The sequence below is a fragment of the Curvivirga sp. genome (genome assembly GCF_965219885.1).
Taxonomy (GTDB): Bacteria; Pseudomonadota; Alphaproteobacteria; order UBA8366; family Aestuariispiraceae; genus Curvivirga.
In genome coordinates this window covers 454,739-479,870 of the sequence record NZ_CBDCOT010000008.1, presented here as the reverse complement: position 1 = coordinate 479,870, position 25,132 = coordinate 454,739, and the positions used below count along the sequence as shown (strand labels likewise).

11 protein-coding genes are annotated in these 25,132 nt (G+C 42.6%); 10 read left to right on the top strand and 1 reads right to left on the bottom strand.

The annotated features are described in order from the left end of the window. Positions 1–24: 24 nt before the first annotated feature. The 3 genes from ACOQOA_RS04795 (at position 25) to ACOQOA_RS04785 (ending at position 16,413) form a co-directional block, all read left to right on the top strand. Entirely contained in the window at positions 25–459 is a 435-nt protein-coding gene (locus ACOQOA_RS04795) for a hypothetical protein (RefSeq protein ID WP_420547511.1), read from the top strand. Then, complete coding sequence (locus ACOQOA_RS04790) at positions 393–1,868, top strand: adenylate/guanylate cyclase domain-containing protein (RefSeq protein ID WP_420547510.1); 1,476 nt, start codon at positions 393–395, stop codon at positions 1,866–1,868. Before ACOQOA_RS04795 ends, ACOQOA_RS04790 begins: the two co-directional genes overlap by 67 nt. 160 nt (positions 1,869–2,028) lie before the next feature. Next, positions 2,029–16,413, top strand: a complete 14,385-nt coding sequence (locus ACOQOA_RS04785) for a cadherin-like domain-containing protein (RefSeq protein ID WP_420547509.1) — start codon at positions 2,029–2,031, stop codon at positions 16,411–16,413. A gap of 81 nt (positions 16,414–16,494) precedes the next feature. Here the strand turns inward: ACOQOA_RS04785 and ACOQOA_RS04780 are convergent, their stop codons facing one another. Further along, positions 16,495–17,424: a LysR family transcriptional regulator gene (locus tag ACOQOA_RS04780; RefSeq protein ID WP_420547508.1), complete on the bottom strand. Its 930-nt coding sequence runs from the start codon at positions 17,422–17,424 to the stop codon at positions 16,495–16,497. A gap of 161 nt (positions 17,425–17,585) precedes the next feature. Between ACOQOA_RS04780 and ACOQOA_RS04775 the strand changes: the two genes are divergently transcribed. The 7 genes from ACOQOA_RS04775 to ACOQOA_RS04745 all read left to right on the top strand — a co-directional run bounded on the left by ACOQOA_RS04775 (position 17,586) and on the right by ACOQOA_RS04745 (position 24,925). Beyond that, positions 17,586–18,356: a class II aldolase and adducin N-terminal domain-containing protein gene (locus tag ACOQOA_RS04775; protein WP_420547507.1), complete on the top strand. Its 771-nt coding sequence runs from the start codon at positions 17,586–17,588 to the stop codon at positions 18,354–18,356. 63 nt (positions 18,357–18,419) lie between these two features. Continuing rightward, positions 18,420–19,448, top strand: coding sequence for a fatty acid desaturase (locus ACOQOA_RS04770; RefSeq protein ID WP_420547506.1), 1,029 nt, complete (start codon positions 18,420–18,422; stop codon positions 19,446–19,448). Between the two features lie 12 nt (positions 19,449–19,460). Next, positions 19,461–20,300: a 3-methyl-2-oxobutanoate hydroxymethyltransferase gene (locus ACOQOA_RS04765; RefSeq protein WP_420547505.1), complete on the top strand. Its 840-nt coding sequence runs from the start codon at positions 19,461–19,463 to the stop codon at positions 20,298–20,300. Then, positions 20,297–21,592, top strand: a complete 1,296-nt coding sequence (locus ACOQOA_RS04760; RefSeq protein WP_420547504.1) for a M24 family metallopeptidase — start codon at positions 20,297–20,299, stop codon at positions 21,590–21,592. Before ACOQOA_RS04765 ends, ACOQOA_RS04760 begins: the two co-directional genes overlap by 4 nt. Before the next feature lie 27 nt (positions 21,593–21,619). Continuing rightward, on the top strand, positions 21,620–21,925 hold the full coding sequence (locus ACOQOA_RS04755) for a non-heme iron oxygenase ferredoxin subunit (RefSeq protein ID WP_420547503.1): 306 nt from the start codon (positions 21,620–21,622) through the stop codon (positions 21,923–21,925). Positions 21,926–21,933: 8 nt separating this feature from the next. After that, a complete protein-coding gene (locus ACOQOA_RS04750; protein WP_420547502.1) occupies positions 21,934–23,142 on the top strand; it encodes an NAD(P)/FAD-dependent oxidoreductase in 1,209 nt (402 codons plus the stop codon). A gap of 112 nt (positions 23,143–23,254) precedes the next feature. Beyond that, a complete protein-coding gene (locus tag ACOQOA_RS04745) occupies positions 23,255–24,925 on the top strand; it encodes a BCCT family transporter (RefSeq protein WP_420547501.1) in 1,671 nt (556 codons plus the stop codon). The last annotated feature ends 207 nt before the right edge of the window (positions 24,926–25,132 follow it).

The following is a 25,132-nucleotide window of genomic DNA, read 5'->3' as shown; positions in this document are numbered from 1 at the left end:
ATATTCATCTTTCTAGCGCTTATTTTGTCGTCCGTATTAATCTTAACAAATTATGCCAACAATATGCGCGCGCGTCTTGGGCAAACTCAAAAACTGATATTTCAAACCGATGAGAATATTGCGGCGAATATGCGTCAGCAGTTAGATAGCGTAGCCGTCATAGAACATACGATCCGTGATTATGCTGATATTGATTTTTTTCCAGATGGTGAATTACCAATTTCAAAGGTAATTTTATCGAATTTTTTATCAATTCTTCATGAATATAACTCTTTGATAAGTGGGCATATTGGGTCAGGAAATGGTGAAAAGCTGCATATTGTTGAGGTTCAACGTTTACCGCGCTGGGATCTTTGGCAAGGGGACGTGCGCCTGCGGAAGCTAAACATGTTTTGGTTTTTACAGACAAATTCCATGATGAGGATTTTCGTCATTGGTACTTTATTGATGATGATTTAAATGTTGTTTGGCAAACCAAAGAAAAGCTCGATTTAGACACGACACAGTTTGAAGATTGGTATTTAGATGTTGTTGAAGTAAACGATACTGTTTTTAACAAACCTCGACCTAACATTTTCACAAATCACTTAACCTTGAACATCTCAACACCTTTGAAAGATAATCAAGGTGTTATAGGTTTTGACGTTTCTTTGGACCGAATTGCTAATGCGGTAAAGCAACTAAAAATAACACCGGACACAGTACCCTTTATCTTTACATCTAATGGACAAATTATCTCACATCCCTCCATTCCAATTACATCTCTTGGACAAGATGGTTCTATAACGCCGAATTCACTTCATGATCATGATGACCCCATTTTGTCGAAAATCCAAATGAGATTTGATAAGGGCTCAATTGAAATTCCGCGTATTCATACGATTGATGATCGTGAATATATGACTTACCTTTCAGAAATTATAACGCTTGATACATATGGGATATATTTGGGATTAGCGGCGCCAATAGATGAATTAAATGCCGATGCGGATGTGATTTTAATTGAAACGATACTTCTATCGATGTTGATTATTTTTGGGGGAGTGGTTTTTATTCGCATTATCGGTAAAAGAATATCTAAGCCGATTATTGAATTAACCGCAGTCTCAGACGAAATTCGAGCCTTGAACCTTAATTATCCTGTTGTAATCAATTCACGTATTATTGAGATAAAACAGCTTGCACATTCATTAGAAAGAATGCGTTTAAGTTTACAAGCATTTGGTCAATATGTTCCCAAGCAACTAGTTCAGAAAATTTTACAATCTCCACTTCCAATTGAGGTAGGAGGTCGTTCAAAAAATGTAACGGTTCTCTTTACCGATATTGCTAATTTCAGTGTTTATGCCGAACAACTGACGCCTGTACATTTATTGAATGTGACGTCAGATTATTTTACTATTATTTCGGATATCATTAATATTCATCAAGGTATCGTTGATAAGTATATCGGAGATTCTGTCATGGCCTTGTGGAATACACCGAATGACGATCCTGATCATATTAAAAATGCTTGTTTGGCAGCACTATGCTGTAAAGATAAATTAGATGTTTTTAATTACCGAATGAGAGAAAAAGGTTTACCGGAATTTCATACCAGATTTGGAATACATACCGGGAATTGTATTATTGGTAATGTGGGTTCCAATGATCGATTAAATTACACCGCATTTGGCGCGACCGTTAATCTCGCTTCTCGTCTTGAATCTTTGAACAAAGATTACGGTAGTCAGATTATAACAAGCGAAGAAGTTTATAAGGCTGTCCAGCGTGAATTCGATTTCAAACCTATGGGCAGTGTCATACCACAGGGTTTTTCAAGTCCTGTCCACCTATATGAATTATTGCAGGTAAAGGCGGTAAAATAATGATTTTATATGAAATAACTGAATATAGTTAGTTTAAGTTATTACTCTTCATTAAAAATAGATAAAACTTTAAGTTTTATTTCTTGAACTCATTCGCAAACTACCTCACTTTCCTTATTAGTTGAATTATGTACAAGTAATTATCTTTTTGGGGGAAGTCATGTCTGACACTATACCAAGTGAAACAGAAGTTAACGTATATCAATCTGGTCAGCAGCTTAATCCAGATATTACTACACTGGAGAATGGTGGTTATGTAGTTGTTTGGTGGAGCCAAGATCAAGATGGTTCGGGTTGGGGAGGCTACGCCCAGATTTATGATGCATCAGGTAGTAAAGTTGGAACTGAGTTTCGTGTGAATGAAACAACCGTTGGGGACCAGCGTAATGTTATGGTCTCCAGTTTGGAAAATGGTGAAATTGTTGTTAGTTGGTCCTCTGATCATAGTGGTAATTTTGATATTTATGCCCGTCGTTTTGCAGCGGATGGTACTGCACTGGGTAGTGAGTTTCTCGTTAATACTACAACTTCAGACGATCAACGTTATACGGATATTACCAGTTTGTCTGATGGTGGCTTTATGGTTACATGGTCAGATACCAATAGCATATATGGTCAACGTTATAGCGCTGATGGCACCACGAGTGGATCACAATTTACAATTGATAGCGGTCTAACAAATGACGGTACTTATGAAACATCTATCACCGAGACTACAGATGGTGGTGTTGTCGTTATTTGGTCTACATTAGCCATTAATACGTCGAATATTGAAGTATATGGTCAACGCTTTGATGCTTCTGGAAATGAGGTTGGTTCAGAGTTTGTTGTAAATACTGATACAGCTGGTGGGCAAGGGGAAGCCAGAGTTGCTTCTCTTACTGACGGTGGTTTTGTTGTCTCGTGGAGCAGTGAGGAAGCAGCTGGTGGTAAATGGGATATTCTTGTTCAACGTTATGATCAAAACGGTAATGCTGTAGGCGGTGTTATGACTGCTAATGAGGATAATATCTACAGTCAGCGTCGTTCTTCTGTTGTTGGTCTGCCGGATGGTGGCTTTGTTGTATCTTGGACAACGAATGATGGTCAGGATGGTTCAGTACGCGGGATTTATGCGCAACGTTTTGATAGTGCCGGTCTTAAAATGGGAGATGAGTTTCTTGTTCCTGGATTAACTGAACATAATCAGGCGGGCTCTGTCGTGGATGTTCTATCTGATGGTCGACTTGTCTTTACCTGGCAAACTGAGGCTTTGAGTGATGGTGCAAACTATGACGTTGTTACCAAAATCTTCGACACAGGGATTAATAATGCACCTGAATTATCAGATAGTGTGATTAACCTTCCATCTGCTCAAACTGTAAGTCATTATTTCTCAGCCCATGATGTAGACGGTGACAATTTGACTTTTGAACTTGCATCTGGTCCAGCTAATGGCACCGTCACCTTAAATAGTGATGGTACTTACAGTTACGATCCAGAAGGCTTTGTGGGTACGGATAGCTTTACATATCGTGTGACGGATGAACATGGTGGCGTATCTGAAGCTTCTGTTTCAATAAATATTGCTAATACTTCGGATACTGGTGAGGTTTATGTTGGGGATGGCGATAGCCGTGTGCAAACCAGCATCCTTAATCTACCAGATGGTGGCTATACGATTTTATGGACCGGCATTGAAGAAACGGCTGGTAATTATAGTTTGAGATTGCAGCATTATGACGTTGATGGCAATGCAACAGGCGGGCAAATCGTCGCCAATACAACTCATTCCACATCGGATATTTTCCGGCCAGAACTAAGATTGATTGATGATGGGTATATTGCGGTCTGGCAGTCGATGGATCAATCGAACGTCTTTCAGGTTAAGACACAAAAGTTTGATTTTTCGGGGAATAAGATTGGTTCTGAAAATACAGTTTCTTCAAATGCGCTTCATTCCTCATCAGAAGCATTATCAGATGGTGGATATATCATTACTTGGATGAATACAGGTTATGATGTTTTTGCACAAAGATATGATAGTACTGGAACAGCTGTTGGGTCCCAAATCTCTATTGCTTCGAACACAAGCGGCACTCAGCAGCAACCAAAAGCAGCTGAGTTGAGCAATGGCGATATTATTTTCTCCTGGACGTCGGATGAAGCAAACGGAAACCATGTTTATTCACGTCGTTTGCAGAGTAATGGCAGCATGGGGGCTGCTGAGCAGGTAGACCAATCGTCTACTGGTCCGGCTTATGTCCGTAATATCTTGGCACTTCAAGATGGCAGTTATGTGATTGCCGGATTTGAAGATACCGCGACAACGCAAAGAGATTCTTTCATCCGTCATTATGATGCATCAGGCAATGCCACAGGCGATGCTATTCCAGTTCATGAAACGCTTTCAGGTTCGCAACAAGGTATTGAGCTTGCTGAATTATCTTCGGGTGGATTTGTTGCTGTCTGGATCAGTGATGAAGATGGTGATTACGAAGTTTACGGACGTGTTTTCTCAGCAAATGGGCAGCCTATTGGTGACGAAATCCAGATCAATATGGATCATGCTGAATTTCAAGGAGCAACGGATGTAACTGTTCTTGACGATGGACGTATCGCGGTCGTGTGGCGCCATATGAATGCGGATGGGTCACAAGAAGTACGCCATAGAATTATTGGTGAAGATGTCTTTTTCAGTAGTCACCAGATTGATGGGGTGGAAGGAAATGACATCCTGACTGGTGGTACAGGTGATGATGCAATCAATGGTAATGCAGGAAATGATCTACTTAAAGGTGGTGCGGGTGCTGATAATCTGGATGGGGGTGATGGGACCGACATCGCTGCCTATGATGGCACCATTGATGGTTATCAACTTACCAACAACGGCGATGGAACCTATACACTCCAAGATATTGACCCAAGTAATGGTGATGATGGTACGGATACATTAACCAATATTGAGCAAATTATATTTGCAGATCATGATATTGCTCTGGATGGCCGTGATAATTATACACCTATTAATTCGGGACCCGTGACAGCCTCAACAGATGAAGATGTTGCGATAACAGTTACGCAAGCAGAATTATTGGCAAATGCGTCGGATATTGATGGTGATACATTATCTGTTAGTAATCTAGTGGTTTCTGGTTCTGATGCGACTATCGCTGATAATGGTGATGGCACTTGGACGATTACACCTACAGAAAATTATAATGGTGATATCTCTATCAGTTATGATGTTAGTGATGGCACGGATACAGTTGCAGGCTCTCTTGATCTAACTGTTACGCCTGTGAATGATGCACCTGTTATCTCTGGTCCGATCTCCGCCACAACCGATGAGGATACATCCATCACAGTGACATCGGCAGAACTTTTGGCTAACGCCACAGATGTTGAAGGTGATGCATTATCTGTCAGCAACCTTGTTGTCTCTGGTTCAGATGCAACTATTGTCGATAATGGGGATGGCACTTGGACAATCACGCCCGCGCTTGATTATAATGGCGACATCTCAATCAGTTATGATGTCAGTGATGGGGCGGACACAGTTACAGGTAGTTTGGATCTCACTGTTCTTGGCCAGCTAAATGCGCATGATGAAGAGCAAGTTAATAGCACAACGCTAAACCGTCAGATACGCCCTAAAGTCACAGAGCTTGTCGGGGGTGGTTACGTGATTGCGTGGACATCAGATGCGGATGGTGTGAATGATACTGATGGATATTTCCAAGTATATGATGCAAATGGAGATAAAGTCGGAGGGGAGACACTCCTGAATGTTTATCGCGTGAACCGTGATGAATATATGGGGATTGACGCGACCAGTGATGGTGGTTTTGTGATTACTTATGGTAATCATGGCGACCTGGATGGTTCTGGGTTTGGCGTATTTACCCGCAGATTTGATGCGTCAGGGCAAGCACTTGATGCGCAGGATGTGCAGGTGAATGAAACCACGATTTATAATCAGGTACCTGGTGATGTTACAGTTTTAGATGATGGCAGTTACGTGGTTGTCTGGTTGAATGGCGAGGACGCACAAAGCAGTAAATTCGACATTTATATGCAACGTTATAGTTCTGATGGCACGAAACTTGGTGGGGAAACTGCGATTGCCCAAACCACGTCTGCAAACCAGAACCGGGTGAATGTGACCTCTCTTGCGACAGGTGGGTTTGTTGTTGGTTGGGGCAGCGATGCCAGTGGTGAATTTGAATCTTTAATACGTGTTTTTAATACAGATGGGACCGCCCTTACAGGAGAGACAGCATTCACAACTTCTTTGAATGGTGATTTTTCTGGTGATAGTAACAATGTCATTGCGAATATGGATGTGGTTGCTTTAAGCGATGGTGGTTTTATCGCAGTTGTTGAAGGACAATTGACTGGTGAAGGAACCCCAAGTCTTTATGCGCATCGCTTTGATGCAAATGGTGCATTACAAGGACAAGCCTTCGAGCTTATTCCCGACAGTGATGGGGCTTGGCATAAGCCTCGTTTAACAGCGATTGAAGATGGTGGCTTTGCAGCTGTTTGGTCTGGTGTTGCATCAGGTGAGAGTGATAGTGATATCTATGTACAACTCTTTAACGGCGATGGGACTGCGCGAAGCAGTGTTTTACGTGTTAATGATGTCACCGTTAATGATCAAACCTTACCAGAAATCTCCACATTGGAAGATGGTCGACTTGTTGTGACTTGGGAGTCAGCAGGACAAGATGGAGATCAGGGAGGTATTTATCATAAGATTGTTGGATTGAATGACTTTCCGATTATCTCTGGCCCTGTTGAGTTAAGCACGGATGAAGATACTTCGATTACGGTCACGACAGCAGAATTACTTGCCAATGCCACAGATGTTGAAGGCGATGCTTTATCTGTAGATAATCTTGTTGTCGCTGGTTCTGATGCTACTATCGTTGATAATGGGGATGGGACTTGGACGATTACGCCTGCCACTGATTATAATGGTGATATCTCTATCAGTTATGATGTGAGTGATGGCACGGATACAGTTGCAGGCTCTCTTGATCTAACTGTTACGCCTGTGAATGATGCACCTGTTATCTCTGGTTCGATCTCCGCCACAACTAATGAAGATACATCTATCACAGTGACATCGGCACAACTTTTGGCTAATGCCTCAGATGTTGAAGGCGACGCATTATCTGTGAGTAACCTTGTTGTCGTTGGTTCTGATGCAACAATTGTTGATAATGGGGATGGCACTTGGACCATTACGCCGGCGCTTGATTATAATGGTGATATCTCTATCAGTTATGATGTAAGTGATGGGACGGACACAGTTGCGGGTAGTTTGGATTTAACCGTTCTTGGCCAGTTGAATGCGCATGATGAAGATATTGTAAATAGTAATCTGATTGCAGGACATCAACAAAAACCCGATATCACTTCTCTTGTCGGAGGAGGATATGTTGTTACTTGGGAATCTGATGCTTCTGGTGATAGTGATGTTTATGGCCGGGTATATGATGCGAATGGCCAAGCCATAGGATCAGAATTTCTCTTAAGTAATTATCAGAATAATGATCAAGTACATGCTGATGTTACAGCTTTACCTGATGGAGGTTTTGAAGTTACATGGATGTCTGTTAATCAAGCTCCTGATGGAAGTGGATGGGGTGTCTTTAAACGGAGCTTTGATGCACAAGGTGTTGCTCAAGATTCTACAGAAGAATTGGTAAATACTTATACATATTGGGATCAAAATGACCCAACTCCAGTTAACTTGGAAAGTGGTGGTTATGTTATCGTGTGGCATTCACGTGACCAAAATACAACTGCATGGGATCTTTATGGGCAACGTTATGATGTGAATGGTGATCCTGTTGGGGGTGAGACGCTTCTTTTTGGCAAAGAAGGAACGCAACATCGTTTATCCGCGACAGCACTAGCAAATGGTGGATATGTGGTCGCCTGGAACACTCACGAGACAGGTCATAATTCTTTAATGATATTCTCTGATGATGGTACAGCGTTAACACCAGAAATTGAATATACGGCACCAATAAATGGCGTTTTCACCGATAGTTCCATATTGAGTTTGCCTGATGGTGGCTTTGTTGTTGCCGTTGCTGGTGATGTGAGTGGAGATCAAGGTGTCTATGTGCAACATTATGATGCTAACGGTGTAGCCCAAACACCTCTGGAACTTCTATATGCTAATTCCACGTCAAGTAAGCCAAGCCTCACAAGAACGTCAGATGGCGGTTACGCTTTGGTTTGGCAAGGCGATATGGATGGTGCATCTGACCTTGATATTTATGTACAAATTTTTAATGCCTCTGGAGAAGCAACAAGTACCCGACTACGTGTTAATGACATTACGGTTGGGGATCAAACGGCACCAGTAATTTCTACATTGGAAGATGGACGCCTTGTGGTAACTTGGGTATCAGATCAAGGCGATGGTAGCGAAGGGAATATTCATCACAAGATCGTTGGGTTGAATGACTTCCCGATTGTCTCTGGTCCTGTTGAATTAAGCACGGATGAAGATGTATCGATTACGGTTACAACAGCAGAATTACTTGCTAATACGACAGATGTTGAGGGCGATACATTATCTGTAGATAATCTTGTTGTCGCTGGTTCTGATGCGACTATCGTTGATAATGGGGATGGGACTTGGACCATAACACCTACAGAAAATTATAATGGTGATATCTCTATCAGTTATGATGTGAGTGATGGCACGGATACAGTTGCAGGCTCTCTTGATCTAACTGTTACGCCTGTGAATGATGCACCTGTTATCTCTGGTTCGATCTCCGCCACAACTAATGAAGATACATCTATCACAGTGACATCGGCACAACTTTTGGCTAATGCCTCAGATGTTGAAGGCGACGCATTATCTGTGAGTAACCTTGTTGTCGTTGGTTCTGATGCAACAATTGTTGATAATGGGGATGGCACTTGGACCATTACGCCGGCGCTTGATTATAATGGTGATATCTCTATCAGTTATGATGTAAGTGATGGGACGGACACAGTTGCGGGTAGTTTGGATTTAACCGTTCTTGGCCAGTTGAATGCGCATGATGAAGATATTGTAAATAGTAATCTGATTGCAGGACATCAACAAAAACCCGATATCACTTCTCTTGTCGGAGGAGGATATGTTGTTACTTGGGAATCTGATGCTTCTGGTGATAGTGATGTTTATGGCCGGGTATATGATGCGAATGGCCAAGCCATAGGATCAGAATTTCTCTTAAGTAATTATCAGAATAATGATCAAGTACATGCTGATGTTACAGCTTTACCTGATGGAGGTTTTGAAGTTACATGGATGTCTGTTAATCAAGCTCCTGATGGAAGTGGATGGGGTGTCTTTAAACGGAGCTTTGATGCACAAGGTGTTGCTCAAGATTCTACAGAAGAATTGGTAAATACTTATACATATTGGGATCAAAATGACCCAACTCCAGTTAACTTGGAAAGTGGTGGTTATGTTATCGTGTGGCATTCACGTGACCAAAATACAACTGCATGGGATCTTTATGGGCAACGTTATGATGTGAATGGTGATCCTGTTGGGGGTGAGACGCTTCTTTTTGGCAAAGAAGGAACGCAACATCGTTTATCCGCGACAGCACTAGCAAATGGTGGATATGTGGTCGCCTGGAACACTCACGAGACAGGTCATAATTCTTTAATGATATTCTCTGATGATGGTACAGCGTTAACACCAGAAATTGAATATACGGCACCAATAAATGGCGTTTTCACCGATAGTTCCATATTGAGTTTGCCTGATGGTGGCTTTGTTGTTGCCGTTGCTGGTGATGTGAGTGGAGATCAAGGTGTCTATGTGCAACATTATGATGCTAACGGTGTAGCCCAAACACCTCTGGAACTTCTATATGCTAATTCCACGTCAAGTAAGCCAAGCCTCACAAGAACGTCAGATGGCGGTTACGCTTTGGTTTGGCAAGGCGATATGGATGGTGCATCTGACCTTGATATTTATGTACAAATTTTTAATGCCTCTGGAGAAGCAACAAGTACCCGACTACGTGTTAATGACATTACGGTTGGGGATCAAACGGCACCAGTAATTTCTACATTGGAAGATGGACGCCTTGTGGTAACTTGGGTATCAGATCAAGGCGATGGTAGCGAAGGGAATATTCATCACAAGATCGTTGGGTTGAATGACTTCCCGATTGTCTCTGGTCCTGTTGAATTAAGCACGGATGAAGATGTATCGATTACGGTTACAACAGCAGAATTACTTGCTAATACGACAGATGTTGAGGGCGATACATTATCTGTAGATAATCTTGTTGTCGCTGGTTCTGATGCGACTATCGTTGATAATGGGGATGGGACTTGGACCATAACACCTACAGAAAATTATAATGGTGATATCTCTATCAGTTATGATGTGAGTGATGGCACGGATACAGTTGCAGGCTCTCTTGATCTAACTGTTACGCCTGTGAATGATGCACCTGTTATCTCTGGTTCGATCTCCGCCACAACTAATGAAGATACATCTATCACAGTGACATCGGCACAACTTTTGGCTAATGCCTCAGATGTTGAAGGCGACGCATTATCTGTGAGTAACCTTGTTGTCGTTGGTTCTGATGCAACAATTGTTGATAATGGGGATGGCACTTGGACCATTACGCCGGCGCTTGATTATAATGGTGATATCTCTATCAGTTATGATGTAAGTGATGGAACAGATACAGTTGCCGGCTCATTGGACCTCACGGTTCTTGGTCAGTTAAATGCGCATGATGAAGAGCAAGTTAATAGCACAACGCTAAACCGTCAGATACGCCCTAAAGTCACAGAGCTTGTCGGGGGTGGTTACGTGATTGCGTGGACATCAGATGCGGATGGTGTGAATGATACTGACGGATATTTCCAAGTATATGATGCAAATGGAGATAAAGTAGGAGGGGAAACTCTTCTAAATGTTTATCGCGTGAACCGTGATGAATATATGGGGATTGACGCGACCAGTGATGGTGGTTTTGTGATTACTTATGGTAATCATGGCGACCTGGATGGTTCTGGGTTTGGCGTATTTACCCGCAGATTTGATGCGTCAGGGCAAGCACTTGATGCGCAGGATGTGCAGGTGAATGAAACCACGATTTATAATCAGGTACCTGGTGATGTTACAGTTTTAGATGATGGCAGTTACGTGGTTGTCTGGTTGAATGGCGAGGACGCACAAAGCAGTAAATTCGACATTTATATGCAACGTTATAGTGCTGATGGTACGAAACTTGGTGGGGAAACTGCGATTGCCCAAACCACGTCTGCAAACCAGAACCGGGTGAATGTGACCTCTCTTGCAACAGGTGGATTTGTTGTTGGTTGGGGCAGCGATGCCAGTGGTGAATTTGAATCTTTAATACGTGTTTTTAATACAGATGGGACAGCCCTTACAGGGGAGACAGCATTCACAACTTCTTTGAATGGTGATTTTTCTGGTGATAGTAACAATGCCATTGCGAATATGGATGTTGTTGCTTTAACAGATGGTGGTTTTATCGCAGTTGTTGAAGGCCAATTGACTGGCGAAGGAACGCCAAGTCTTTATGCACATCGCTTTGATGCAAATGGTGCGTTACAAGGACAAGCTTTCGAGCTTATTCCCGACAGTGATGGGGCATGGCATAAGCCTCGTTTAACAGCGATTGAAGATGGTGGCTTTGCAGCTGTTTGGTCCGGTGTTGCATCAGGTGAGAGTGATAGTGATATCTATGTACAACTCTTTAACGGTGATGGGACTGCGCGAAGCAGTGTTTTACGTGTTAATGATGTCACCGTTAATGATCAAACCTTACCAGAAATCTCCACATTGGAAGATGGTCGTCTTGTTGTGACTTGGGAGTCAGCAGGTCAAGATGGAGATCAAGGTGGTATCTATCATAAGATTGTTGGATTGAATGACTTCCCGATTATCTCTGGCCCTGTTGAGTTAAGCACGGATGAAGATGTATCGATTACGGTAACCACAGTAGAGTTACTTGCCAATGCAACAGATGTTGAAGGTGATACATTATCTGTTAGTAACCTTGTTGTTTCTGGTTCTGATGCAACAATTGTTGATAATGGGGATGGGACTTGGACCATTACGCCTGCCACTGATTATAATGGTGATATCTCTATCAGTTATGATGTTAGTGATGGCACGGATACAGTTGCAGGCTCTCTTGATCTAACTGTTACGCCTGTGAATGATGCACCTGTTATCTCTGGTCCGATCTCCGCCACAACTAATGAAGATACATCCGTCACAGTGACATCGGCAGAACTTTTGGCTAATGCCACAGATGTTGAAGGTGATGCATTATCTGTCAGTAACCTAGTTGTCGCTAGTTCTGATGCAACTATTGTCGATAATGGGGATGGCACTTGGACCATTACGCCTGCGCTTGATTATAATGGTGATATCTCTATCAGTTATGATGTGAGCGATGGCACGGAAACTGTGGTTAGGGCATTGGATCTGACAGTAACGCCTGTGAATGATGCACCAACAGCTGAAGGCGGTAAGATTGTTCTAAATGGTAGTGAAGCTGCAAGTTGGAAGCTGCATGGTCATGATGTTGACGGAGATAATCTGACTTTTTCTGGTATTGATGAAACAGGTGTGACTGTTGTTGAAGGTGCCAGTTTTACAACAGAAAACGGTGGTGCCGTTACAATAAATGCTGATGGAACCTATTCCTATCAGGCTGCTAGTGGATATAAAGGAGAGGATAGTTTTACCTATCAAGTAACAGATGAACATGGATTATCAAATACATCGATTATGCAAATCTCGATTGATTCCAACACCCCGCGCTCTGAAGAATTGGTGAATTCTTTAACATTAAACGATCAGTTGAGAAGTAAAATAGCTCCATTGTCTAATGGTGATTATGTTATCGTTTGGCAATCTGAAGAAGCTGATGGAAATAGTCATGAAATATATATGCAACGTTATGATGCATATGGAAATCCGAAAGGCTTAGAGCAACTGGTTAATTCTGTCACCAGCCAAAATCAGTATAATGCTACTGTAAAGACGCTTGCCAATGGGAACTACGTAGTAGGATGGACGTCCTCTGAACAGAATGGCGGTTCCTTGGATGTTTTTGCTAAAATTTATGATGCAGAAGGGCAGATTGTTGTTGATGAGTTCATGATAAATGCTTTCAGTACATCAAATATTCAGCAATATTTGAATATTGTGCCGTTGTCAGAAGGTGGTTTTATCGCAACGTGGAATGATAATAACGCTGACAGTGATATTTCCGGTGTTTATGCTCAGAGATTTAATGATTCAGGAGAGCCTGTTCATCCATCTGGGGAATTATTAGATATAACAGGTGATGTTGTAAGTGATCATTTCACGGTGAATGACTATGAGGCCTTACACCAAACGCCAGAAGGGGGGATTGCTACTGAAGATGGCGGATATATTCTAGTATGGCGTTCAAGAAATCAAGATGGTTCTATGCATGGTGTATATCACAAGAAATATGACGCAGATGGTAATGCCGTTACACCTGAAATTCTCGTGAATACATATACTTCGGATACCCAGTCGGATAGTGATATCGCTCTTCTAGATAATGGTGAATATGTTATTGTTTGGCGGTCAAAATACCAAGATGGAAGTGCATATGGAATTTATGGCCAACGCTTTGATTCATCGAATAACAAATTAGGTAATGAATTTCGTGTGAATACAACATCAGCTGGAGACCAACAATATACACGCGTTTCTAGTTTTAAGGATGGTAGCTTTATTGTGACTTGGCATTCAAGTGGTCAAGATGGCGATGGAAATGGTGTTTATGCACAATTATATGATACATCAGGTAATGCTATAGGAGGTGAGTTTTTAGTAAATGATATTACTGTTGGAACCCAAATGTATCCCGATGTTACGGTTACTACAGATGGTAGCTATGTCTTGACTTGGAGTTCCGTTAGTGCCGATGGAACATTTGATATTAAGCAAAAGATTTTCTCTTCTAATCTTTTGCTTGACGGGACAAATGGCAATGATGTCTTAGAAGGTGATATTGGGCATGATAATATGGCCGGAAATCTTGGTGACGATCTTCTGAAAGGCCAAGCTGGTGACGATATCATCGATGGTGGTGCAGGTGACGATGTTGCAGTTTATGATGGCGCCATTACTGACTTTAATTTTACCAAAAATGCAGATGGTTCCTTAATAATCGAAGATACTAATAGCGAAGATGGAGACGAGGGTACTGATATAATTTCCAACGTAGAAGAACTTCGTTTTGGGGATGGAACAATTGTTGAATTGAATGACGTCAATAATGCTCCAATTATCACAGCACCTGTTTCACTGGAAACTGATGAAGATACAGCGATTACGGTGACATCGGCAGAATTACTTGCAAATGCCATAGATGTTGACGGTGATGCATTAAATATCTCCAATCTCGTAGTTTCTGGTTCAGATGCGATCGTTGTTGATAACGGGGACGGAACTTGGATCATTACGCCTGCAGAAAACTATAATGGTGATGTTTCCATTAGTTATGACGTGAGTGATGGCACTGATACGGTTTCTGGTGGCTTAGATTTGACAGTAACCCCAGTGAATGACGCACCGATTGTGAGTGATGGTGAGATTAAATTAAACACCGCCCAATCCGTAAGTCATTTTGTGTCTGCTTATGATATCGAAGGGGATAACTTTACCTTTGAATTGGTCAGCGGACCGACGAATGGAACCCTTATATTTAACAGTGATGGCACATATACTTATACACCTAATTCTTTCTCTGGGTATGACAGCTTTGTGGTTAGAGCCGTTGATGAATTTGGGGCTGTAAGTCAGGAAGGTGTTATTAGTGTTTTTGTTTCTGATGGTACAGAAGAAATTGTTGATAGCATTACAAGTTCTGACCGAGTGACACCTGTAGTGTCTGCTCTGGATAATGGTGGTTATGTCCTGGTATGGGATACGGTTGCTGATGGCAGTGATACGGGTGTTGTCGCACAGATATTTGACAGAAATGGGGAAGCTACATCTACTGTTCTATCGGTGAATTCCACAACTTCACAAAAGGAAATGGACCCATCTGTAACAACACTTTCTGATGGAAGTTTTGTTATAACATGGCAGGCCAGTTATAATTCAAATGTAAGTCATATTTATAGCCAGCGTTTTGATGCGCAAGGTAATAAACTCGGCACGGAACAAATTGTTTCTGGAAGTGAAGGAAACTCTTCACCACAAGTACAAAGTGAAGTCGTTGCCCTTTCATCTGGTGGATATGTAGTGCTGTGGAAAGATCACTATGATGATAGCGATGGATCCGACGGGATGCGAGCAAGAATCTTTAACGCAGATGGTACTTCAGTTTCGTCAGAAATTATCGTCAATGAAGTTATTGCCGGTGATAGTGGTTCTGCGCGTGTAGCAGAACTTGCCAATGGTAATATTGTCTTTGGATGGCATAATTCGGGAACGGATGGTTCCGGGCATGGGGCTTATATCCGTATATTTGATGCATCAGGTGTTGCGTTGACAGCGACGCAATTGGTGAATGATGCAACGGATGATAATCAGGTAATGAGAGATGTTACTGTTCTATCGGACGGCCGTTTCATTGTTAGTTTCTTTAGTAATAGTAGCACAGCAACAGATCGTGACATGATTGGGCAGCTATATGATAGTAGTGGCGCAAAGATCGGTAGCAACTTTGACTTAACACCAGATCATCTTGCCGATAATCAAAATGACGGTTTGATTGTCGCAACAGATGATGGCGGTTTCTTCGTGATCTACAGTTCTGACGGAGATTTGGATGGCGATGGCCAAGGTGTCTTTGTTCAACGTTTTGATAGTAATATGGCGACTATGGGTGACCCATTGCAAGTCAATGAAACTACTATCTATGATCAACGTGTAACTGGCGCAGATCTGTTGGATGATGGTCGACTGGTTGTTGCGATGCGTTATTCTGAAAATGCCTCAGGTACGGATCAGCAAGTTGTTACCCGTATCTTGGGTGCTGATGGCAACTTTATTCATATTGATGGAAGTTCAGGCGATGATGTTTTAGTTGGAAGCGATTTCAATGATCAAATAGCCGGTGGCGCAGGTAATGATCTGTTATCTGGTGGTACAGGGGACGATATCTATCAGTTCTCCAAGGGAGATGATCACGACATTATCGACAATGATGATGTGAATGCGGCAAGCTCAACTGATAAAATCGTTTTCGGGACTGACATTGACGAAGCGGATATCTGGTTCCGTCAAGATGGAGATGATCTAATCGCACAGATATTAGGCACGGATGATCAGCTGACCATTTCTGATTGGTTTGATAACTCTAGTGTGAATTATCAAGCTATTGATCAATTTGAAGTTTCTGACGGATCTGTTTTAACGGCATCAAATGTGCAATCTCTTGTAGATGCGATGTCTAGCTTTACCGTGGATCAAATCACTAATGATACGATTGAAAGCAATTCAGATCACGATGATGCACAAAATGTGATTGCAGCAACGTGGACTTAATATTTATATTTATGGATGTAAGGAAACGGCCGCAATATGCGGCCGTTTCTAATGTGAATTTTGCAACATTAACCTCATGGTTCAACCGTCGAAATTCCATGAGTTTTGTTGATAGGGCAGGTTGATCATTTTTTGTTGAAAAATTCTGGTTTCTTCAACGATCCATGCTCCTATTTTTTCTATTAAGGGGGATGTTGAAAGTTGCGGTGGCATAAGCAGAAAATAGCCTTCAGACAATATACTTTGGTAGGGATAAGGTCGTATAAGGCGTCCTTGTTGAATCAAATCCGCTGCCAACATGTCATGAGTCATGGTCATGGATGCCTTATTTAAAGCAGTATGCATGGCAATTACATAAGTTGAAACCATATGCATTGGATGGTTATCTGGTAGTGTTAGATTATGATCCTGCGTCCAACTATTCCAGTTACTAGCAACTCCGGAACAATCATAAAATTGCATTTCGGATAATGATGAATATTGAGCTAGATAATCAGGATGGCAAACAGGATAAAAATTGTTATCCATCAGTTTTTGGGCATGGGCTGGCATGTCTGTTTCCCGTCCAAACCTTACTTCAATTGAGGCGGCGTCTGCATGTCGTTCAGGATCCCATATAGGTGTAACGATATTTAGAGTCGTATCTGGAAAACTTTTATGGAAATTGGCTAATCTTGGGGTTAACCAAAAAGTCGAATAAGCAAGATTACATTGAATTATTATGGATTGCTTTTTACCTTTGTTGGTGAAATTTCGTGTCCCTGTAGATAAAATTTCAAATGCTTCTCGAACGATGGGAAGGTAGTTTGCACCTGCTTCACTAAGTTGAATCGAACGTATTTTACGAATAAATAACTCACGCCCCAAATATCCTTCCAGGCGGCGGATATGTTGACTTACGGCAGATTGAGTTAAGTTGAGCTCTTCAGCCGCCATAGTAAAAGATAAGTGACGGGCGGCTGCTTCAAAAGCACGAAGCCAAGTGAGTGGTGGAAGGTCAGTCGACGACATATTGTAAAGTCCAATTATAGCAAATAAATATGCATTAATTTTTATAATGTCATAACTTATAAATTATCGTTTGTAAAATTTTTCTCCTCCCCTCATTCTCTGCCGCAGAAATTAGAAACACTATAAATCCGGTTTTGAAGACTGGGATCAAGGATCAAAAAATGGATGATAAAATTGCTTTATCCCCCAATATGGAAAATCAATCCTGTGCGATTAGTTTTGAACAAGAACGTATCGATTTAGCCGCCGCTTTACGTTGGGCGGCCCGTAATAACTGGCATGAGGCGATTGCAAATCATTTTAGTTTTGCTGTCTCTGGTGATGGTTCTCAATTTATCATGAACTCCTATGGGCGTCATTGGTCCAAAATGCGCGCAAGCGATGTCCTCGTTTTGGATGCCAATGACGAACCAGATACAATTGGGGATAAAGTGGACCCGACCGCTTGGGCCATTCATTCCGCGATGCATCGAAACTTGCCTCATGTCCGTTGCATACTTCATGTGCATTCCAAATATGCAACAGCGCTTTCTTGCCTGAAAGATCCGGAAATGCCACCGATTGATCAAAATACTATGCGTTTCTTCAACCGGGTCGCAATTGATTTTGGTTTTGATGGGATGGGATTGGAAGGTGAAGCGGAACGTTTAACCACGACTATGGGAAACAAATCTATATTGTTGATGGGGAACCACGGAGTAATGGTGACAGGCGAGACAATCGCGCAAGCTTATGACGATCTTTACTATTTTGAACGTGCTTGTGAGACATTGATCACTGCGCTTTCGAGTGGTCGTGAATTAAATGTGGTTTCTGATGAGATTGCCGATAAAACAATGCGTCAATGGATGGAATATCCAAATTTCGCAGAAAAGCATTTTGCAGCATTGAAAGATATTTTGGACGAAGAAGAACCAGAATATCGCAGCTAAGCTGCTAATCAACTAATCCAAAGAAAAGATTTTTTAGCAAACTTGTTTTGCAGAGGGACAGCTATGCCTGATTATAAGCCAACCAACGCGGCGTCCAGCGACGTGAAAATTGAAAAGAAACGCTTGAAAGAATTGATGCGCCGTTCTGATGCGCCAGGTCTGATTTATCTGGCGAAATGGATTGCCTCGTTGATGATTACAGGTCTTCCAATTTGGTATTTGATGGATACGGTTTATGTCTGGCCAGCCATGTTTATTTATGGTGTTTTCCTGACAGTGCCGAGTTACGCGATGAGCCATGAAACAGCCCATGGAACAGCTTTTAAATCCCGTTGGTTAAATGAAACGGTGTTATGGATTACCTCCATTCTGTATATGGAAGAACCGCTTCACCGTCGTTATACCCATACTAATCATCACACCTTTACATGGTTCGTAGGGAAAGATAGCCAAATGCCATTTGATACCCCTATGGGTTTTGGTGGCTGGTTATTAGAATTTTCCGGCATTGGCTTGTTGCGTTTCCATATTGGTGTGTTGCTTCGTATTATGTTCGGTCGTTTTACCCCGACCATGCGTGCGGTGACACCGGATGGCGAATTTGGCAAGATGACCCGTAATTCCTGGGTGTTCTTTGCTGCCTATGCCGCAATTGGTTATGGCATTTATGCTGGTTATACAGAATTACTTTGGTTCCTTGTGATCCCACGTTTGATGGGCGCACCGATCATGTTGTTATTCACCTTGATACAACATGTGGAATTACAGGAAAATTCCCAATCCATTATTGATAGCACCCGTTCCTTCACAACGAATGCCGTGGCGCAGTTCCTGTATATGAATATGAACAATCATGTGGAACATCATCTATACCCACAAATCCCTTTCCATGCGCTGGATGCTACTGCGGTTGAAATTAAGGATCAGGTGCCTGCGCCGGATCGTGGTTTCATTCGTGTGAATTGGGAAGTTTTTGTTGTTACGTTACGTCGCAGTCTTGGTCTTTCTACCAAAGCCCCAACTATCCGTCAGGCACCACATATGATTAGTGATGGTGGCCCGATTGAACGTGTTGCAAAGCGTACAATGTAAGGGCTGGGGCTGATGAAGAATATATATACCTATGGCGGACAGCCTGCGAAACGAAACCTGACAGTTGCTTGTATGCAAGCCAATAAGGCAGCAGGCATCAAAATGACACAGGTATCTGCCGCAAATCTAGAAGAAGCCGAAGTTTTAGAGCGTCTCGGGATTGATATGATTACCATCGCTGATGTGGATATCGTAGCTGTGCGTCAGGCCGCTCCGACCACCTTCGTGACAGGCAGTCAGACTATGGTCCAATATATGAACGAAGATGAGGCTCTGGCCGCAGCTATTAAATGTGCAGAACAAGGTGCGGATGCCATTTATACACCGCGTGGTTTGAAAACCGTGGAACGTCTCTCTGCAGAAGGATTATGTGTGCAGGGTCATTTAGGCTTGGTACCGCGTCTTTCTACTCGTGTAGGCGGGTTGCGCATCATTGGTAAAACCGCGGATGAAGCTATGCGCCTATTCGAAGATTTTAAACGATTGGAAGATGCTGGGGCTGTGGCGGCGGAAGTTGAATGTGTTGCAACCGAAGCCCTTGTTGAAATCAATAAGAAAACTTCCCTTGTGACCCATTCCATTGGGGCGGGTTCCGGCGGTGATATCATTTTTTCCTTCATGGAAGATATCTGCGGGGATGTTGAAAGCCCACCCCGCCATGCAAAGGCTTGGGCTGATATGTTGACGATCCGAAAGGCTTTATCTGCCGAACGGGAAAAAGGTCTGACTGGTTTCCGTGATGCTGTGAAGGATGGCAGTTTCCCGGATAAGGCTCATTCCGTTGCGATGCCTCAACAAGAACATGAAAAATTCTGCGAATTACTAGATAAATGGAGCCCGCTTCATCAATGAATAAAGCTACCGATTATAATGAAAAGTTTCCAGCGAAACCGCAACCTCTTACATTAGAACAGGCCGCACAAATTACGCCGCCAACGCAGGCTGTAGATACCGAAGGCATGATCGATGTGCCTCGTATGCGGGCCTATCGCCAAAATCGTCTTCGTGAACAGATTAAGGCACAAGGATTTGATGCGGTTATCTTGGCGGAACCTTTGGGTATTCGTTATGCCACTGGTGTTCGTAATTGTACCTTGTTCCAAATGCATATTCAGGCGGGATATCTTTTTATTCCTGCAGAAGGTCCGGTGGTTTATTTTGATAGTGAACCGGGCCGTGAAACCGGATCGCAGTTGGAAACCATTGATGAAATTCGTGATGATATCTTACCGCTTTCATATATGTTTGCTGGATATCGTCATAATGAATGGTGCCAGAATTGGGCCAAACAGATGGATGATCTGATCAAGGCACATTGCGGTGTAGGCAAAAAGAAAATTGCCATGGATCGTGTAGGGTTCCATGCGGAACAAGCCATGTTGTCCTTAGGACATGATGTCCATGATGTAGGGCCTGTATTGGCCCAGGCACGAAAGATTAAAAGCCCGGAAGAAATCCTTGCCATGAATCTAACCATTGCGGTGGCAGAAGATGGCATGACCCGTATGCGTGACGGATTAACCAACGGTATCATGGAACAAGAATTATGGGCCTTGATGTGGCAAGCCTTGATCGAAAATGGCGGTGAATGGTTGGACTATCGTTTGCTAGCTTCTGGTGAACGCACCAATCCATGGCAACAAGAAGCTTCTAGCCGCATGATCCGCGCGGGTGATTTGGTTGTGTTTGACTGTGGTATGATCGGCCCGTTCAGCTATGGTGCCGATATTAGTCGTGCCTTCCATTGTGGGCCTGGGCGTCCACGTGAAGAGCAACGTAAGATGTATACCATGGCTTGGAATGAGTTGATGCATAACACACAGTTGATGCAGGCGGGGACATCTTTCACTGAATTATCCGAACGTCGTTACAAGCATATAGGTGGGTATGGAGATCAACCTTATCCGTGTATGGCCCATGGGATCGGTATGGCTGATGAATGGCCTGTAATTTTGCAATCACCGGACCATCCTCAATTCTTTGATGGGGAATTGGAAGTCGGCATGACTATTTGTGTAGAAAGTTATGTGGGGCAAATTGGCGGTGTAGAAGGCGTGAAACTGGAAGACCAAGTATTGATCACGGAAGGTGGCCCAATTGTGATGTCCACCTATCCATTCGAAGATTCCCTTCTTATTCAATAATAACATTAGATAAATCAGGATAGAAAAATGAATTGGACATATGTTTGCGAAACCGATGACGTGGATGAAGAAGATCTAATTAGCTGGGATCATGAAGGGCATGTTTATGCCATCTATAATACCGAAGAAGGTTTTTTTGCCACGGATGGTATGTGCACTCATGAAGTGCAAAGTCTGGATGAAGGTCTTGTGGTCGGTAAAGTGATTGAATGTCCTCTACATGGTGGACGGTTTGATATCCCAACAGGTAAAGCTTTATCCGCGCCGGCTTGCGTGGATTTGAAAACGTATCAATTGAAAATCGAAGACGACAAAATCTATATCGGATTATAGGCATCACCATGGATCATATTGCAATCATCGGTGCCGGACAGGCAGGCTATAGTGTCGCAACCAATCTGCGAAACCATGGCTTTGACGGTAAAATTTCGATTTACGGGGCGGAAGATGCAGCTCCTTATGAACGTCCACCATTATCAAAGAATTTCCTGATGGGGAATATTGATTCTGATGGTTTGTTATTTCGAGATGATGCTTTCTATCAGGAACAGAATATTGATCTATTCCTAGAGGCGGAAATTGATAAAATTGAGGTTGGTGCCAATCGTTTCAAATATCAGGATGATTGGGTGCATTACGATCATCTGGTGCTTGCAACCGGATCAAATCCGAAAACGCTGCCAGATAGTCTTGGCGGGGCGCTAGATGGTTTGTTTTATCTTCGTCATTTAAAAGATGCGAAGGCACTAAAAACTAAACTGTCAGATATAAAAAATCTGTTGGTAATTGGTGGTGGTTTTATTGGTCTAGAGATCGCAGCCGTAGCCGCTGAACAAGGTTTATCCGTTACTGTTGTGGAGATGGGAGATCGTATTCTGCAGCGAGCTATAGGCTCTTCAGCATCGGATTGCATTCGTAAGATACATCAAGATCATGGCGTAAGTATTCTTGAATGCACAAGTTTACAACAGCTTGTAGGGGATGTTGCTGGTCACGTCTGTAAGGCAATTCTATCAGATGGCAAAGAAATTTCTACAGATGCAGTGATCGTAGGGATTGGTGCTAGCCCGGAAACAAGACTGGCAGCAAATGCGGGATTGTTGCTTGATAACGGTATTCGAGTGAATGAATTCGGACAAACTTCAGTCGGGAATATCTGGGCTGCAGGAGATTGTACATCTTTCCCATTATCTGATGACTTTATCCGTCTTGAATCTGTGCAAAATGCTGTGGATCAGGGCGAGGTCGTAGCTAGGAACATTATGGGACAAAATTTGCCTTATAAACCCGTTCCATGGTTTTGGACCGAACAATATGACAGCCGTCTACAGATTGTTGGATTACAAGACAGCCATAATCAATGTGTGATGCGCCCAGGTAAGAAAGACGAAAGCCTGTCATATTGGTATTTCCGAGAGAGAAAACTGCAAGCCGTTGAGGTCTTCAATGATCCTAAAACCTATATGCTCGCAAAGAAAATAATAGAAGCAAACAAGCTAATCGATCCTGTGTCCATTGCGGATCCTGCAACAAATTTGAAGAAACTTTAAGAGATAGAGATAGCTAAAACTTCCGAGCTGGAGGTGGATAGTTATGGAAAATCAACGAATTCAAAAAAATAAAAAAAGAAACGAAAATAATATCAACAGGAGGAAGAAAGAAATGAAACCACCCCTTATGGATTTACAGATAAAAGTCACGGAGAAAGGCTTTTATAAAGGGTTTACAAAGAATGTTACGATATCTGCGAAGCTAATTGTAGGTATTATCATTATTTGGGCTGTGGCCTTTCCAGAAAGTGCAGCTTCTTTTTTAGGAGGGGTTAATTCTTTTATCCTTTCGACATTTAATTATTGGTACGTTTATGCGATGGCGTTTTACGTATTGACCTGTCTTGCATTAGCGGTTTGGCCTGCGTCAGGGCGACTTAAGCTGGGTTTAGAAGACGATAAACCGGAATTCTCAAATTTCTCATGGTTTTCGATGATGTTCGGTGCTGGGATTGGTATCGGCATGTTGACCTTTGCAACAGCAGAACCAATTTATCATTTTAAGTCCAACCCATCGACTATTATGGGGTTAACGGAAGGTGAGACACTTGGAAATGTCCGTGATGCTTATATCTGGTCCTTCACGCATTGGGGTGTTGCTGCTTGGGCATCATACGCGGTCGTAGGTTTATCGTTAGCATATTTCTCATATCGCCGTGGGCTTCCTTTAACTGTGCGTTCAGGACTTACACCCTTATTTGGTAAATCATTATCAGGCACCGTAGGGCATATTATTGATGTGGTGGCAGTTGTTGCAACAATCCTTGGTATGGCTCAAACTTTAGGCTTTGGTGTTGATCAGTTTGTGTCTGGTCTATCCAGAATTGGGTTTGGCGATTGGCTTTATACTGTTGATGCAGAAGGCACACGTTCTGTTTCTACGGCAGCTATTATTGTTTCATTAATTGTTATCATGGGCGCATCCACCTTGTCAGCGCTATCTGGTGTTGGCAAGGGGATCAAGTGGCTGTCCAATTTGAATATGGGACTTAGCTTCTTCTTGCTTACATTCTTCCTGATTTTTGGGTCAACATTCTTTGGCTTACAGGCTTTATTCGTTGGTATTTATGATTACATCATAAACTTGCCATGGATTTTGTTTAATGTTTGGACCAGTGATGGTGTCGAAGGTTCTGTTGCGACTCAACTGGCTAGTTGGCAGGGAGGCTGGAATATTTTCTATTGGGCTTGGTGGATTGCATTTGCACCCTTCGTAGGCTTGTTCCTAGCGCGTGTATCACGCGGTCGTACTGTTCGCGAATATGTTATTGGCGCAATGTTCATTCCTGGTCTGATGTGTTTTGTTTGGTTTGCTATGGTCGGCGGGACCGCTATTGATCTGGAACTGAATGGTGACGCTAATCGCGCTATCTTAGACGCAGGGCAAGCGGATCAGTTATTTGCCATGTTAAACGTCATGCTAAGCGAGAACCTTGCTTGGGTTATGTCTTTGGTTGTTATGGTGTTGTTACTTACCTATCTTGTAACAACTGCAGATTCAGGTGTGTTGATTATTAACACGATTAATGCGGCTGGTGATGAAGGTCCAAAGGCGCGCCCACATATTCTATTTTGGGGAATTGCCATGGCATTGGTTGTCGGCGGTCTTATTATCGCTGGGGGCTTATCAGCCATACAAACAGCAATGGTGATTGGTGCATTGCCATTTAGTGTGGTGATGGTGCTGATGGGTATTTCCGTTTTAAAGGCGATCTATAAAGACAGCAAACGCCAAGCTGCGGGCATACAAAGTACTGCAAACAAAGAAGAAATAGCAAAGTAAGATAATTTTTAACTATGGGCCGCTATATAGCGGTCCATAGCAATAACTAGAATTTGCTGATAAGTGATTTGAACTATATTTCCGCTGTAAGGGGTGTAATGTAGTTTATTGCTGCATTTCTAGTTACTTAATAAAATGGTATAGACGTATTTATCTAATGAGTTCTCGTCGGTCGTATGTTCTTGCATATTTTATACTTACATAATC